The 14,174-nt window shown below is 73.0% G+C and carries 14 protein-coding genes; 9 read left to right on the forward strand and 5 right to left on the reverse strand.

What is annotated here, in order from left to right; translation table 11 throughout:
- Positions 1 to 23 precede the first annotated feature (23 nt).
- The 3 genes from ACSHWO_RS09550 (at position 24) to ACSHWO_RS09560 (ending at position 1,911) form a co-directional block, all read left to right on the forward strand.
- Positions 24 to 266, forward strand: coding sequence for a DUF5132 domain-containing protein (locus ACSHWO_RS09550; RefSeq protein ID WP_385848760.1), 243 nt, complete (start codon positions 24 to 26; stop codon positions 264 to 266).
- Between the two features lie 189 nt (positions 267 to 455).
- The gene (locus ACSHWO_RS09555; protein WP_438311157.1) at positions 456 to 740 is read left to right on the forward strand and encodes a DUF5132 domain-containing protein; all 285 of its coding nucleotides are present in this window, start codon (positions 456 to 458) and stop codon (positions 738 to 740) included.
- A gap of 175 nt (positions 741 to 915) precedes the next feature.
- On the forward strand, positions 916 to 1,911 hold the full coding sequence (locus tag ACSHWO_RS09560) for a TAXI family TRAP transporter solute-binding subunit (RefSeq protein ID WP_438311159.1): 996 nt from the start codon (positions 916 to 918) through the stop codon (positions 1,909 to 1,911).
- Positions 1,912 to 1,971: 60 nt separating this feature from the next.
- On the opposite strand, the gene ACSHWO_RS09565 is transcribed toward ACSHWO_RS09560, so the two are convergent.
- From ACSHWO_RS09565 to ACSHWO_RS09575, 3 genes are all read right to left on the reverse strand, one after another.
- Positions 1,972 to 2,907 (reverse strand): ROK family protein, encoded by a 936-nt coding sequence (locus ACSHWO_RS09565; protein ID WP_438311161.1) that lies wholly within the window; start codon positions 2,905 to 2,907, stop codon positions 1,972 to 1,974.
- 108 nt (positions 2,908 to 3,015) lie between these two features.
- Positions 3,016 to 4,047, reverse strand: coding sequence for a LacI family DNA-binding transcriptional regulator (locus tag ACSHWO_RS09570; protein ID WP_438311163.1), 1,032 nt, complete (start codon positions 4,045 to 4,047; stop codon positions 3,016 to 3,018).
- 7 nt (positions 4,048 to 4,054) lie between these two features.
- Entirely contained in the window at positions 4,055 to 4,396 is a 342-nt protein-coding gene (locus tag ACSHWO_RS09575; protein ID WP_438311165.1) for a hypothetical protein, read from the reverse strand.
- 261 nt (positions 4,397 to 4,657) lie between these two features.
- Between ACSHWO_RS09575 and ACSHWO_RS09580 the strand changes: the two genes are divergently transcribed.
- On the forward strand, positions 4,658 to 5,935 hold the full coding sequence (locus ACSHWO_RS09580; protein WP_438311168.1) for a glycoside hydrolase 5 family protein: 1,278 nt from the start codon (positions 4,658 to 4,660) through the stop codon (positions 5,933 to 5,935).
- A 209-nt stretch (positions 5,936 to 6,144) separates the two neighbouring features.
- Positions 6,145 to 8,292, forward strand: coding sequence for an endo-beta-N-acetylglucosaminidase (locus ACSHWO_RS09585; protein ID WP_438311171.1), 2,148 nt, complete (start codon positions 6,145 to 6,147; stop codon positions 8,290 to 8,292).
- 54 nt (positions 8,293 to 8,346) lie between these two features.
- On the opposite strand, the gene ACSHWO_RS09590 is transcribed toward ACSHWO_RS09585, so the two are convergent.
- Both ACSHWO_RS09590 and ACSHWO_RS09595 read right to left on the reverse strand, forming a co-directional pair.
- Positions 8,347 to 9,774 carry a sensor histidine kinase gene (locus tag ACSHWO_RS09590; RefSeq protein WP_361102017.1) on the reverse strand — a complete coding sequence of 476 codons (1,428 nt, stop codon included), beginning with the start codon at positions 9,772 to 9,774 and terminating at the stop codon, positions 8,347 to 8,349.
- 12 nt (positions 9,775 to 9,786) lie between these two features.
- Positions 9,787 to 10,503, reverse strand: coding sequence for a response regulator transcription factor (locus ACSHWO_RS09595; RefSeq protein WP_361102012.1), 717 nt, complete (start codon positions 10,501 to 10,503; stop codon positions 9,787 to 9,789).
- 290 nt (positions 10,504 to 10,793) lie between these two features.
- On the opposite strand from ACSHWO_RS09595, the gene ACSHWO_RS09600 reads away from it, so the two are divergent.
- The 4 genes from ACSHWO_RS09600 (at position 10,794) to ACSHWO_RS09615 (ending at position 14,163) form a co-directional block, all read left to right on the forward strand.
- The gene (locus ACSHWO_RS09600) at positions 10,794 to 11,579 is read left to right on the forward strand and encodes an amino acid ABC transporter ATP-binding protein (RefSeq protein ID WP_361102010.1); all 786 of its coding nucleotides are present in this window, start codon (positions 10,794 to 10,796) and stop codon (positions 11,577 to 11,579) included.
- Between the two features lie 87 nt (positions 11,580 to 11,666).
- Positions 11,667 to 12,515 (forward strand): glutamate ABC transporter substrate-binding protein, encoded by an 849-nt coding sequence (locus ACSHWO_RS09605; RefSeq protein WP_385848753.1) that lies wholly within the window; start codon positions 11,667 to 11,669, stop codon positions 12,513 to 12,515.
- Positions 12,516 to 12,598: 83 nt separating this feature from the next.
- Positions 12,599 to 13,273, forward strand: coding sequence for an amino acid ABC transporter permease (locus ACSHWO_RS09610; protein ID WP_385848752.1), 675 nt, complete (start codon positions 12,599 to 12,601; stop codon positions 13,271 to 13,273).
- Positions 13,270 to 14,163, forward strand: a complete 894-nt coding sequence (locus ACSHWO_RS09615; protein WP_385848751.1) for an amino acid ABC transporter permease — start codon at positions 13,270 to 13,272, stop codon at positions 14,161 to 14,163. The genes ACSHWO_RS09610 and ACSHWO_RS09615 overlap by 4 nt, the downstream gene beginning before the upstream one ends.
- Positions 14,164 to 14,174 lie beyond the last annotated feature (11 nt).

The raw sequence follows: 14,174 nt of genomic DNA on the forward strand, positions 1-14,174 counted from the left end.
ACTAAAGAGAGAGGGCGCGGACCATGCCCCCTGTTTTCCTTCCTTTTCTGCTGGGTATCATCGCGGCACCGCTGGTGAAGAGGATCGTGAAGCCTATGGTGCGCGGCACCATCTCGGCTTCCGTCAATCTCGCCGCAGACATGAAGCAGGCCGCCCACCAGGTCGGCGAGGAATTCCAGGACATCACCGCCGAAGTGACCGCCGAACGGATCGGCGCGGAACTGCGGGACGGCGAGCGGTCCCGGGTCAAGGCGGCCAAGGCCTGACCTCGCAGGCGAACGGGGCGGAATCGGAACGAACGCACCGACCGTGCGGAACCTGGGCCGGTACGCGCCCGTCGGGGTGACGGTACGAAGCCGTGCGGCTTGTCCGAAGGAATTTCCCGCCGCCCCGCGTTCGGTACGGGTAGGCGTTCTTACAGCCGCTTACCTGCAGCCGGACCAGGAGAGACCCCCATGGCACCCTTCGTCGCCCCGTTCTGCGCCCCCTTCATCGCAGGACTGCTCACGGCACCGCTCGTGAAGAGGATCGTCAAGCCGATCGCACGCGGTACGGTCAAGACCTCCGTAGGACTCGTCTACGACGCCAAACAGGCTTCCCTCAAAGCACGCGACGAGGTGAAGGACGCGGCGACCCAGGCAGCCCGGTACAAGGGCTCTCGTGAGCTGGCCGCATCGGGCAACACCGATGAGGCCGGGCCCGACGGCGCACGCGCCCACGGCCCCTCCGGAAAGCACTGACCCAACCGACCCGGCACCGACCTGCCGTCGGGAACCGGCGCCGGGCACCCGGTGGCCCCGCGGGGCAGGGCGCGGCGTGACCTCGGTCACGCCGTGCGTCCCTTTCCGCCCGAGTCCGCCGTCGCGGACCGGGCGCGCCGTGACAGGGCGCCGCCACGGTGGCAGGATCGCGCCCATGGCTCACGTTCCGCCCCGTTTCGGCAGGCGCACCGCCCTGTGGGGGCTGGTGGCCGTGTTCGCCGTGCTCGGCCTGCTGGTGTGGTGGCTGCGCCCCTTCGGCGAGCCGGAGCTGAAGGGGGAGCTGACCTTCAGCACGGGCGTGCGCACGGGTGTCTACCACCGGTACGGCCAGCTGCTGGAACAGGCGCTGGCGCAGGACGTCCCCAGGGTCAGGGTCCGGCTGGAGACCAGTCAGGGCTCGCAGGAGAACCTGGCGCGGGTGGCGACCGGTCAGGCGGACTTCACCGTCGCGACGGCGGACGCGGTCTCTAAGTACCGGGCCGACGGGAAGCCGGGCGCGGACCGGCTGCGCGGGGTCGCACGGCTGTACGACGACTACGTGCAGCTGGTGGTGCCGGCGGGCTCGCCGGTGCAGTCCGCGCGGGACCTGCGCGGCAAGCGGGTGGCGATCGGCCAGCCCGGGTCGGGTGTGCGGCTGGTCTCGGAGCGGCTGCTGGCGGCGGCCAGGCTGGACCCGTCGCGGGACGTCACCCCGGTCTCGATCGGCATCGACACGATGCCGGCGGAGCTGGAGGCCGGGCGGATCGACGCGTTCTTCTGGTCCGGCGGTCTGCCCACCAACGCGGTGCGGGAGCTGTCGGAGCGGTACGACATCCGGCTGGTGCAGCTCGGCGACCTCGTGGAGACGCTGCAGGGCAGCGGCAGCCCGGCGCGCTACTACCGGGCGGCGGTGATGCCGCAGGACGCGTACACGCGGGCACGCAACACCTCGGCGGTGGCGACGCTGGCCGTGCCGAACCTGCTCGTGACCACGGAGGAGACCGATCCGGGGCTCACCGAGCAGTTCACGCGGACGTTGATCAACAGCCGTGACCGGATCGGCCACGAGGTGCACGCGGCGCAGCTGGTGGACCTGCGGACGGCGATCTACACGGATCCGCTGGACCTGCACGAGGGCGCCGGCCGGTACTACCGCTCGGTCAAGCCCTGACCCCGGGCCCGAGCCCCGGCACGCGGGCGGGGGCGGGGGCGGGGGCGGGGTCAGACCCTCTCAGGGCGACAGCAGCATCGTCGCCGCGGCGGCCGCGCCGATGAGTCCCGCACGGGTGCCCAGGACTGCCGGGACCACCTCCAGGCCGGCGACGTACGAGAGCGTGGCGTAGTCCGCGAGATGGGTGCGGATCGGCTCGAAGAGGGTGTCGCCGGAGGCGGCGACCCCGCCGCCGATCACCGCGATGCCGGTCTCCACGAGGGTGGCGCTGGCCGCGATGGCGGCGGCCAGGGCGCGGCCGGCCCGGTCGAACGCGGCCAGCGCGACGGGGTCCCCGGCTGCGGCGGCCGCGGCGACGCCCGCCGCGCTGGCGTCGCCGGCGGCGCCCCCGGCGGGGGTCCAGCCCTGCTCCGCGGCCCAGCGGGCGATGGCGGTGCCCGAGGCGACGGACTCCACGCAGCCGCGGCTTCCGCAGACGCAGCGCGGGCCGTCGAACGCGACGCTGATGTGCCCGATGTGCCCGGCGTTGCCGGTGGGGCCCGGGTGGAGCCGGTTGTTCAGGATCAGGCCGCCGCCGACGCCCGTGGAGACCACCATGCACAGGGCGTCGGCGTGGCCGCGGGCCGCGCCGAGCCAGTGTTCGGCCGCGGTCATGGCCACGCCGTCGCCGACAAGCACGGTGGGCAGCGGGGTGCCGTGCCGGGCCAACTCGGCGGCGACGCGGGCCTGGACGGGGAAGTCGCACCAGGCCCCGATGTTCACCGGGCTGACCGTGCCGCGCGTGGCGTCGACCGGGCCCGCGCTGCCGATGCCGCAGCGGACCGCGGCCGGCCACAGGGGCGAGCGGGCCAGCTCCGCGACGACCTCCGCGACGGCGGCGAACACCCCGTCGGCGTCGGTGCCCCGCGGGGTGGGGCGGCGGGTGGTGGCGGTCATCGTGCCGTCGGGGAGCACCAGCGCGCCGGCGATCTTCGTGCCGCCGATGTCGATCGCCACGGTCGGTGCGGCGGCGGCCGCGCCGGCCGCGCCGGGGTCGCCAGGGACGCCGGGGGCGGGGAAGGAGGGCTGGGTGGGGTCACGTGGCGCTCCAGGACGGGGTCGGGTTCAGTATGCGGCCGGGGGCGGCGCCGTACTCTCGCGGGGCTCCAGTCTGGGCTGCTCGCCCTCGCGGGCCCGGGGCGGGCCGCCGGCGAGGACGGTGAGCAGTTCCTCGGCGGCGAGCCGGCCGAATCCCGCGGTGTCCCGGACGAGGGCGGTGAGCCGGGGATGGGTGACCCGGCACAGGGCGGAGTCGTCCCAGGCGACGATCGACAGCCGGCCGGGGACGGCGATGCCGAGTTCGGCGGCGACCGCGCTGCCGGCCACCGCCATCACGTCGTTGTCGTAGACCAGGGCGGTGGGCGGCTCGGGCTCGGCGAGGACCCGCCGGGTGGCGGCCGCCCCTTCGGCGTCGGAGTAGTCGGTCACCACCGAGCGCACCTCCCGGAGGCCGAGGCCCCGCGCCGCGGCCTCGGTGCGCAGGGAGGCGATGCGGCGGGAGGTGTGGGCCAGGGTGGGCAGCCCGGCGATGTGGGTGATCCGGCGGTGGCCCAGCGCGTGGAGGTGGTCCAGGACCCGGGCCATCGCCCTGGCGTCGTCGGCCCAGACGGAGGAGACGGGGCCGGGGGCGCCCGTACCGCCGACGGTGACGGCGGGCAGGCCGAGGCGGGCGAGGAGTTCCGGGCGCGGGTCCTCGGTGCGCGGGTCGACGACGAGGACGCCGTCGACGCGCCGTTCGGCCCACCAGCGGCGGTACAGGGCGCACTCGGCGTCCAGGTCGTCGACCACCTGGAAGAGCAGGGCGGTCCGGCCGGCGGAGAGCACCTCCTGGATGCCGGAGACCAGTTGGAGGAAGAAGGACTCGACGCCGAGGGTGTGCGCGGGCCGGGCGAGGACCAGCCCGACGGCACCGCAGCGTTCGCCGGACAGGGCGCGGGCGGCGCTGTTGGGCTGCCAGCCGAGCTCTTCGGCGACGCGGCGGACCCGGGCGCGGGTGCCCTCCGAGACGCCCGGCCGGTCGTTGAGCGCGAAGGAGACGGCGCTCTCGGACACCCCGGCCCGGCGGGCGATGTCCTTGATGGTGGGTCTGCGGGCCATGGCCTGACTATCCCCCGGGTACGCGGACGGCAATGGCGGGACCGTACGCGATCCTGCCCCGGCAGGTGGCCTTGACGGCCGTCCAGTAGCTGCCGGGAGCGGTGCCCGGCGGCGGGGCCGGCCGGAACTCCACCTCGGCCGACCGGTCCGGCGGTCCGCGCACGGGCCGGACGGCGGGGCGGGCCAACTGCCAGGTGCCGTACGGGGACACGGCGTGGGCGGGGTCGGTGAGCGGGCTGCGGAAGCCGGTGCTGCCGATCCGGAACCGTACGGCGGCCCGCCCGCCCGCGCCGACCGCCAGCGCGTCCTCGAACTCCCCGGCGGGGGTGGTCGCGAGGACCCGGACCATTTTGGTGCACGCCGGGGAGCGCGCCGGGCGCGGGGGCCACGGCCGGCGGGAGTTTTGACCGCAAGCAGCTAAACCGTATTAGCCGACCCGGCCTGAGAGGCCCTCCGCCCCTCTGTCAACGGGTCTGAAGCGCATGAGCGCGCCATTTTCCGTTGGCATTGCAGGAGGCCCTTTGGCCGTGGAGGCCCTGTTGACTTTCGGCTCCCGGGCGCGGCACGTTGTGGGCGTCCGGAGAATTCCCCGCGACTTTCGGGATCCTTCATGCCTGACGGCACGCCCGTTCCCCCACCCGCCCGAACCCTCCGCTTCGGTGCCAACTACACGCCGTCGCGCGGCTGGTTCCACCACTGGCTCGACTTCGACCTCGACGAGGTCGCGGCCGACCTCGATTCGGTCGCCGCGCTCGGCCTGGACCACGTACGGGTCTTCCCGCTGTGGCCGCTCTTCCAGCCGAACCGGGCCCTGATCCGGCCGCGGGCCGTCGAGCAGCTGGTCGCGCTCGCGGACGCGGCCGCCGGACGCGGCCTCGACGTCGCGGTCGACGGGTTGCAGGGCCACCTGTCGAGCTTCGACTTCCTGCCCGCCTGGACCGGCACCTGGCACCGGCGGAACATCTTCGACGACCCGGACGTGGTCGCCGGGCAGGAGGAATACCTGCGCACGCTGGCCGCCGCCCTCGCCGACCGGCCGAACTTCCTCGGCATGACCGTCGGCAACGAGATCAACCAGTTCTCCGACGGCCCGCACCCCGACCCGGACCGGATCACGCGGGAGCAGGCGGGGCACTGGCTGGAACGGATGCTCGCCGCCTGCGAGCGGGGCGCGCCGGGCCGGTTCCACGTGCACGCCGAGTACGACGCGGCCTGGTACCGGGACGGGCACCCGTTCACACCGGGGCAGGCGGCCCGGATGGGCTCGGCCACGGCCGTGCACTCCTGGGTGTTCAACGGCACGGCGCAGCGGCACGGCCGGACCGGGGCCGCCACCGAACAGCACGCCGCCTACCTGATCGAGCTGTCCAAGGCCTGGGCCGCCGACCCGCACCGGCCGGTGTGGCTCCAGGAGGTCGGGGCGCCCGCACCGTTGATCCCGCCGGAGCACGCGGCCGCCTTCACCGAGGCCACGCTCGCCGCCGCCCTCGACTGCCCGGGCCTGTGGGGCGTGACCTGGTGGTGCTCGCACGACGTGTCCCGCGAGCTCGCGGACTTCCCCGAGCTGGAGTACGGGCTCGGCCTGCTCACCAACGACCGCGGGACCAAGCCGGCCGGCGCCGCCGTCGCCCGGATCGCCGCGCAGTGGCGGGACCGGGAGCACCGCCCTGCCGTGCGCACCACCGCCCTGGCCGTGGACGTCGGCGGGGCCGAAGCCGCGCCGGGTCGGTCGGTGTGCGGGCCCGGCGGCGCCTTCTTCGAAGCGTGGGCGGCGCTGGCGGCCGACGGGGTCCGGCCCGCGGTGGTGCTCGCGGAGCTGGCCGAGGACCCGGCCCATCTGGCCGCGCGCGGCATCACGGAGGTACTGCGCGTCCCCGAGGTCCGCTGACCCGCACCCCCGAGGGTCCGCTGACCCGCACCGCGTGTCCCCGATCCACGTCTGAGGCACCCCCTTCCCTCGTCCCTGCCCCTGTCCCCGCCCCCGTCCCTGCCCCTGTCCCCGAGGAGCCCCGCATGTCCGAGACCGGCACCGGCGCACACCCTCGTACCTCTCGCTCCGCACCTTCCTCTCCTTCGTCTTCCGACTCCCCCGGCTCCGTGCCTTCGCCGCCCCGCCGCCGGTTCCTCGCCGCCGGGGCGGGAGCCGCCGCGCTGCTGGGCGTCCCCCTGCCCGCGCACGCCGCCGCGCCGGAGACCGCCGCCGCGCCGCCCGCGCCCACGCCCGCGCCCGCGCCGGGGGCCGGTCCGGCGGACCCGGCCCCGTACGCCTCCTACTGGTTCCCCGACTCGCTCCCGCACGGCACCCCGGGCCCGGGCATCGTGTGGCGCTCCCTCAAGCAGTGGACCCCCGAGTCGGACCCGGACCTCGCCCACAACACCGCGACCGTGCCCCTCGCCGCCCGCTTCACGCCGGTGCCCCCGCACCCGGGCGTCCGTGCCGGCCAGGCCCGGATCGCCTCCCTCGTCTCCTTCGGCCCCACCTCCCAGAACCCCTCGCAAGGGGTACCGACCGCCGACACCTACGCCCTCACCCACTGGGCGTACCTCGACGAGCTGGTGTTCTGGGGCGGCTCCGCCGGCGAGGGCATCGTGCTCGCACCGAACGCGCCCGTCGTCGACGCCGCCCACCGCAACGGCGTCCCGGTGCTGGGCAACGTCTTCCTGCCGCCCGTCGCGTACGGCGGTGACCTGCAGTGGACCCGCGACCTGGTGCAGCGCGACGCCCTGGGCCGGTTCCCGATCGCCGAGCAGCTGGTCCGGGTGGCGGTCGCGTACGGGTTCGACGGCTGGTTCGTGAACGCCGAGACCGACGGCGGGGACGCCACCCTCGCCACCCGGATGCGGGAGTTCCTGCGCGCCCTGCGGGCGGCCGGTGCGCCGCACGGCCTCCGGATCACCTGGTACGACGCGATGAACAGCACCGGCCGGGTCGGCTGGCAGGGCGCCCTCAACCCGCTCAACCAGGAGTTCTTCGAGGACCGGGCGGGCCGTGTCGCCGACACCGTGTTCGTGGACTTCCGGTGGAGCGCGCGGAGCCTGGCCGACTCCGGGGCGCTGGCCGAGCGCCTCGGCCGCAGCCGCCACGAGCTGTGGGCGGCGGTGGACACGGAGTCCCGCGGCTGGGATTCCGCGGTCGACTGGGAGGCGATCGTCCCGCGCGGGCGCGACCACGTCGTCAGCTACGGCCTCTACCGGCCCGAGTGGACCCGCAACCAGCTCGCCGACCGCTCCCCCGGCGCCTTCCACCGCGCCGATGACCGGTTCTGGACGGGCGAGTCCCTGGATCCGGCCCGTCCCGCCCCCGCATCCGCATCCGCACCCGGTGGCGGGGGCGGGGGCGGCGGCTGGCGGGCGCCGGCCACCGTCGTCGCGGACCGGTCCACGGTGGCCGCGCTCCCCTTCGCCTGCGCGTTCAACACCGGGCACGGCGAGCGCTGGTACGAGCGGGGCGAGGCCGTGTCCGACACCCCGTGGAGCCATCTCGGCCTCCAGGACCGGCTGCCGGGCCGCCGCTGGGTGGTGGACACCGCCGGCCAGCGCCCCTCGGTCACCCTGGACTTCGCCCGGGCCTGGCGGGGCGGCTCCAGCCTCCTCGTGGCGGGCCGGCTCACCGCGCCCGCGGCGGTCGGGCTGCACGCCACCCGGCTGGCGCTTCCGCGGGCCGGCGTCCTGGAGCTGGTGCACGCCGCCGAACCGGGTTCCGCGCCGGCGGCGGTCGAGGTCGGGGTGGCGGTGCGCGAGCCGGCCGCCGCGGGCGGGCCGGTCCCCTACACCTGGTTCGCGGCGGGCACGGCGGCCTCGGGAGCGGGCTGGCGTACCGCGCGGGTCGGGCTGTCGTCCCTGGCGGGCCGGACCGCGTACGGGCTCGCCGTACGGATCACGGCCCAGGCGAACGGAGCGGTGGCCTGGCGGGTCGGCGCCCTGTCGGTACGCGACGACACCGCCCGGCCGCGGCCGGCCGCACCGCACGCGCCGACCGTGGACGCCGCGACCCAGCAGAACGGCGCGGCCGCGGTGCGGCTGTCCTGGCGGCGCGCGCCCGGCCCGGTCCGCCACTACGAGCTGCACCGCCTGCTCCCGGACGGCACCCGCCGCTTCCTCGGCGGCACCTGCGGCACCGCCCTGTACCTGCCGGCCGTCGTGCGGGCGGGCCGGGAGCGGGCGGCGGTGTTCGAGGTGCGGGCCGTCGACGAGCTGTACGCCGCCTCCGCCCCGGCCCGCACCACCCTCGCCTGGGCCCGCTGACGCCGACGGGGACGGTCCGGGACGGCCGTAGCCCTGCGCCCTCAGCCGTTGCCCTCAGCCGTTGCCCTCAGCCCCGTTGTGTGGGGCGCTGCGCGGCACGGCGACGGTCACCCGCAGCCCGTGGGGTTCGTTCTTCGCGTACGACAGTGACCCGCCGCCCGCGGCGAGCAGGGCCCGCGAGATGGACAGGCCGAGCCCGGAGCCCTTGACGTTCTGGTGGCGGCCGCTGCGCCAGAACCGGTCGCCGACCCGGAGCAGCTCGTCCTCGGTCAGGCCGGGGCCCCGGTCGGCGACGACGACCTGCACGGACGGGCCGGCCCGGGAGACGGACACCGTCACCTCCTCCCCGGCCGGCGTGAACTTCAGGGCGTTGTCGATGACGGCGTCGAGGGCGCTGGACAGCGCGATGGGGTCGGCCCAGCCGGTGACCGCGGTCCGGCCCGTCTCGGTGAGCCGTACGCCCTTCTCCTCGGCGTACGGCCGCCAGGAGGCGACCCGCTCGGCGGCCAGGGCACCGATGTCGGTGAGGCTGAGCTCCGCGGAGGCGTGCTCGGCCAGCGCCAGGTCCAGCAGGTCGTCCAGGACCTGGGCCAGGCGCTTGCCCTCGGCGCGCACGGAGGCGATCTCCTCGTTCCCCTCGGGCAGCTCCAGGGCGAGCAGCTCGATCCGCAGGAGCAGCGCGGCGAGCGGGTTGCGCAGCTGGTGGGAGGCGTCGGCGACGAACGCCCGCTGCTGCTCCAGTACCTCTTCCACGTTGTCGGCCATCTCGTTGAACGAGCGGGCGAGGCGTCTGAGTTCCGGCGGCCCGCTCGCGGCCGCGACCCGGGAGTTCATCCGGCCGGTGGCGATGCCGTGGGCGGCCGCGTCGAGCGTCCGGACGGGCTTGAGGACCCAGCGGGTCAGCTGCAGGGCGGCCCCGAACGCGAGGAGCATCGCGGCGGCCAGACCGGCGAGGATCAGCAGCCAGCCGCGCAGGATCCGGGCCCGCATCTGGTCGGTCGGCGATTCGGTGACCACGACGGCGACGACGTCGCCGTCCAGCACGACCGGGGAGGCGACCAGCAGCTTTCCGTGGGTCTGCCAGGGCCACACCTGGGCCGGGTCGTGACTGCGGCGGCCGGCGAGGGCCTCGTCGAAGGCCCGACGGCCCTCGCCCTGCTCGGGCAGTTGCCACCAGCCGGGGGCCCTGACCAGGGCGTTGAGATCGCGGTGGAAGATGCCCACCCGGATGCCGTACAGCTCCTGGTAGCGGGCCAGTTCGAGCTGGAGCGTGTCCCGGCGCTCGGCGGCGCCGCTGCTGCCGGAGCTCTCCGCGTCGATGAAGAACTGGGCCAGGGCGGCGAAGCGGGCGCTGTCGTCGATCCGGTCCACGACCACCTTCTGCTGCTGGCCGGCGGCCAGGCTGACGGCGAGCGGGAGGCCGAGGGCGAGCAGCACGCCCGCCATGAGGACGACGAGCAGCGGGAGCAGGCGGGCGCGCACGGCGGGCCTCCGCTAGGGGGCGGCCGGCGGGACGAGCCGGTAGCCCACCCCGCGGACGGTCTCGATCAGGGCGGGCATGCGCAGCTTGGAGCGCAGCGAGGCCACGTGCACCTCCAAGGTCCGCCCGGTCCCCTCCCAGCTGGTGCGCCACACCTCGCTGATGATCTGCTCGCGGCGGAAGACGACTCCGGGGCGCTGCGCGAGCAGGGCCAGCAGGTCGAACTCCTTGCGGGTGAGCGGCACGTCGGAGCCGTCGACGCTGACCCGCCGGGTGGGCAGCTCGATGCTGACGGGCCCGACCCGGACGACGGCGGGTGTGCCCGAGACGGCGGCAGCCGTGTCCTCGGCGGCGCCGCTGCGCCGGGCGACGGCGTGGATCCGGGCGAGGAGCTCGCCCGTGTCGTACGGCTTGACCACGTAGTCGTCAGCGCCCATGTTGAGACCGTGGATGCGGGAACGCACGTCCGAGCGGGCCGTCACCATGATCACGGGGATCGCGGTGCGCTTGCGGATCTTGCCGCAGACCTCGTAGCCGTCCTGGTCGGGAAGGCCAAGGTCGAGGAGGATCACCCCGTAGGGAGAGGCCTGGGGCTGGGCCCCGGCGGGCAGCAGGGCCTGCAGGGCCTCCTCGCCGTTGCGGGCGTGGGTCACCTGGAAGCCGTGTCGGGCGAGGATCGCGGACAGGGCGGCGGCGACGTGGTCATCGTCCTCGACGAGCAGCAGTCTCATTGCGTCCCCCTTCCTGCGTTCCTGTTTCCTGTTGTGCCGAGCGCGGCCCGTGGTCAAGGGGCCAGAGAGCATCCACGCCGATACGGGGCCCCACGTCAAGGGGGTTCCGGTCCGGCGCGGTTTCCGTTATGTACCCGGTACGAGCCTTCAGGCGCGAGTTGCCACGGCACGTACGGAGCGTATCGATCCGAGGCCGTTTCGTTATCCTCAATTCTCCCTCAGATGTGATGACGGTGTGCACACGGCCTCACTACTGTCCTGCCAACCGAGGAGGACGGAGCAAGAAGCCGATGAGCGGAGTATCAGTGGCCAAGGACGCGAAGGACGCGGCCGGAGCCGCCGACGACCTGGTCGTACTGAGCAACGTCAACAAGCACTTCGGCGCGCTGCACGTGCTTCAGGACATCGATCTGAGCATTGCCCGCGGCGAGGTCGTCGTGGTGATCGGTCCCTCGGGATCGGGCAAGTCCACGCTGTGCAGGACCATCAACCGCCTGGAGACGATCGACTCCGGAACGATCACGATCGACGGCAAGGAACTGCCCTCGGAGGGGCGGGAACTGGCACGGCTGCGCGCCGACGTCGGCATGGTCTTCCAGTCCTTCAATCTCTTCGCGCACAAGACGGTCCTGCAGAACGTGATGCTGGGCCAGATGAAGGTCCGCAAGACGGACCAGGCGAGCGCCGAGAAGAAGGCGCGGGCGCTGCTGGACCGGGTGGGCGTCGGAACACAGGCCGACAAGTACCCGGCGCAGCTCTCCGGAGGCCAGCAGCAGCGCGTGGCGATCGCCCGCGCGCTGGCCATGGATCCGAAGGTGATCCTCTTCGACGAGCCGACCTCGGCCCTCGACCCGGAGATGATCAACGAGGTGCTGGAGGTCATGCAGCAGCTCGCCGCCGAGGGCATGACGATGGTCGTCGTCACGCACGAGATGGGCTTCGCGCGGTCCGCGGCCAACCGGGTCGTCTTCATGGCAGACGGCAAGATCGTCGAAGAGGCCGAGCCCGAGCAGTTCTTCAGCAACCCGCGCAGTGACCGCGCCAAGGACTTCCTTTCGAAGATCCTGCACCACTGACGGTTCCGTCTGGTAGTGATCCCCTGGCGGCCCGGCGCTCGTGTCGCGCTCGTCGTCCAAAAACGTCTCATCCGAGGGAAGTTCACCATGAAGGTTTTCAAGGCCGGCGCGGCCGCAGCCGTGGCCGTCGTCCTCTCCCTGACCGCGACCGCGTGTGGCGGCGGCGGTGACAAGGCCGGCGGCGGCAGCTCCACCGGGGGCGGCAAGGACAAGATCGTCATCGGCATCAAGTTCGACCAGCCGGGCCTGGGCCTGAAGACCCCGGACGGCAAGTTCACGGGCTTCGACGTCGACGTGGCGACCTACGTGGCCAAGGAGCTCGGCTACCAGCCCGACCAGATCGAGTTCAAGCAGGCCGTCAGCGCCGAGCGCGAGAACCTGATCTCGAACGGCGACGTCAAGCTCGTGGTGGCGACCTACACGATCAACGACAAGCGCAAGGCGAAGGTCGACTTCGCCGGCCCGTACTTCCTGGCCCACCAGGACCTGCTGGTCCGCGCCGACGACACCTCGATCACCAAGGCCGAGGACCTCAACAAGAAGAAGCTCTGCTCGGTCGCCGGTTCGACGTCGGCGCAGAACGTCAAGACGAAGCTGGCCCCCGAGGCCGACCTGCGCGAGAACCCGGGTTACTCCGAGTGCCTCACCGGCCTGGAGAACGGGTCCGTCGACGCCCTGACCACGGACGGCTCGATCCTGGCCGGCTACGCCGCGCAGGAGAAGAACAAGGGCAAGTTCAAGCTGGTCGGTCTGAAGCTCAGCGACGAGCCCTACGGCATCGGTCTGAAGAAGGGCGACAAGGACCTCCAGACCAAGGTCAACGCCGCGCTCAAGAAGATGGTCGAGGACGGCTCCTGGCAGAAGGCGGTCGACACGAACCTCGGCCCCGCCGGCTACAAGGCCGAGCCGGCCCCGCAGATCACCGAAGGCAGCTGATTCATCGGTGAGGTGCGCCGCCGCCCGCCTGTCACGGGCGGCGGCGCACCTCACCGGCCATCCTGGGGAGAGCGCAGGGCAACGTGTTCGACTTTCTTACTTCCGGGCAGTACGACGTGCTCGGAGCCTTCTGGGTGACGGTGCAGCTCACCCTCTACTCAGCGATCGGCTCCCTGATCTGGGGCACGATCCTGGCCGGCATGCGGGTCAGCCCGGTACCGATCATGCGGTCCTTCGGCACCGCGTACGTCAACATCGTGCGCAACACACCGCTGACCCTGCTGGTTCTCGGCTGCTCGCTGGGCCTGGAGCAGACCTTGGGCATCACGCTCGGCGGCGGAACCTCCAAGGAGATCGGCTTCCGCCTCGCGGTCCTGGGTCTGATCGCCTACACCGGCACGTTCGTCTGTGAGGCGCTGCGCTCGGGCATCAACACCGTGCCCGTCGGCCAGGCCGAGGCCGCACGCGCGCTGGGCCTGAGCTTCTTCCAGGTGCTCACCCTGATCGTGCTCCCCCAGGCCTTCCGGGCGGTCATCGCGCCGCTCACCAACGTACTCATCGCCCTCACCAAGAACACGACGGTGGCGGCGACCATCGGTGTGGCCGAAGCGGCCCTGCTGATGAAGGAAATGCTGGAGAACGAGGCGGACGCGCTCTTCGCGGTCTTCGGGGTCTTCGCCCTCGGCTTCGTCCTGCTGACCCTGCCCACCGGCCTGCTGCTGGGCTGGGTGGCCAAGCGAGTGGCGGTGAAGCGATGAGCTCCGTTCTGTACGACACCCCCGGCCCCAGGGCCAAGGTCCGCAACTGGATCTACACCGGCGGCTTCCTGGTGGTCCTCGCGCTGGTCCTGTGGTGGGCGCTGTCCCTCATGGCCGAGAAGAACCAGCTCGACGCCGACAAGTGGTCCCCGTTCGTCACGGACAGCCAGATCTGGACGACGTTCCTGCTGCCCGGGCTCGGTGAGACCCTCAAGGCCGGCCTGATCGCCATGGTGATCGCGCTGCCGCTCGGCGCGCTCCTCGGCATCGCCCGGCTCTCGGACCACGCGTGGGTGCGCGTCCCGGTCGGCACGGTCGTGGAGTTCTTCCGCGCCATCCCGGTCCTGATGCTGATGATCTTCAGCTCCGCGCTGTACGTCATGCTCGGCACCGTCAGCTCGGACCTGCGACCGCTGTACGCGGTGGTCACCGGCCTGGTGCTGTACAACGCCTCGGTCATCGCCGAGATCGTCCGGGCCGGCATCCTGACGCTGCCGCGCGGCCAGACGGACGCGGCCAAGGCGATCGGCATGCGCAAGGGCCAGACCATGGTCTACGTCCTGGTCCCGCAGGCGGTCACGGCGATGCTGCCCGCGCTGGTCAGCCAGCTCGTGGTGATCCTCAAGGACACCGCGCTCGGCGGCGCCGTCCTCGGGTTCGCCGACCTGATGTCGATGAACCGGCAGATCTCGGCCAACTACAGCAACACCATCGCGACCATGGTCGTGATCGCCCTGATCTACATCGCGGTGAACTTCGCCCTGACCGCCCTGGCCTCCTTCATGGAGAAGCGGCTGCGGAAGTCGAAGAAGGGCACCGGCGCCGTGGTCGAGGGCGACGTCGCCGAGGTCGACGCGGGCGGCGCGGCCGGCGTGGGCAAGGCTCCCTGACACCCGGTCAG

The organism is Streptomyces pallidus (ex Mingjun et al. 2026) (genome assembly GCF_051550185.1).
GTDB lineage: Bacteria > Actinomycetota > Actinomycetes > Streptomycetales > Streptomycetaceae > Streptomyces.

Bases quoted from the DNA above. Each gene is read 5' to 3' on its own strand.
- ACSHWO_RS09550 (WP_385848760.1), top strand. From the start codon at position 24: ATGCCCCCTGTTTTCCTTCCTTTTCTGCTGGGTATCATCGCGGCACCG.
- ACSHWO_RS09555 (WP_438311157.1), top strand. From the start codon at position 456: ATGGCACCCTTCGTCGCCCCGTTCTGCGCCCCCTTCATCGCAGGACTG.
- ACSHWO_RS09560 (WP_438311159.1), top strand. From the start codon at position 916: ATGGCTCACGTTCCGCCCCGTTTCGGCAGGCGCACCGCCCTGTGGGGG.
- ACSHWO_RS09570 (WP_438311163.1), bottom strand. From the start codon at position 4,047: ATGGCCCGCAGACCCACCATCAAGGACATCGCCCGCCGGGCCGGGGTG.
- ACSHWO_RS09575 (WP_438311165.1), bottom strand. From the start codon at position 4,396: ATGGTCCGGGTCCTCGCGACCACCCCCGCCGGGGAGTTCGAGGACGCG.
- ACSHWO_RS09580 (WP_438311168.1), top strand. From the start codon at position 4,658: ATGCCTGACGGCACGCCCGTTCCCCCACCCGCCCGAACCCTCCGCTTC.
- ACSHWO_RS09595 (WP_361102012.1), bottom strand. From the start codon at position 10,503: ATGAGACTGCTGCTCGTCGAGGACGATGACCACGTCGCCGCCGCCCTG.
- ACSHWO_RS09600 (WP_361102010.1), top strand. From the start codon at position 10,794: ATGAGCGGAGTATCAGTGGCCAAGGACGCGAAGGACGCGGCCGGAGCC.
- ACSHWO_RS09605 (WP_385848753.1), top strand. From the start codon at position 11,667: ATGAAGGTTTTCAAGGCCGGCGCGGCCGCAGCCGTGGCCGTCGTCCTC.
- ACSHWO_RS09615 (WP_385848751.1), top strand. From the start codon at position 13,270: ATGAGCTCCGTTCTGTACGACACCCCCGGCCCCAGGGCCAAGGTCCGC.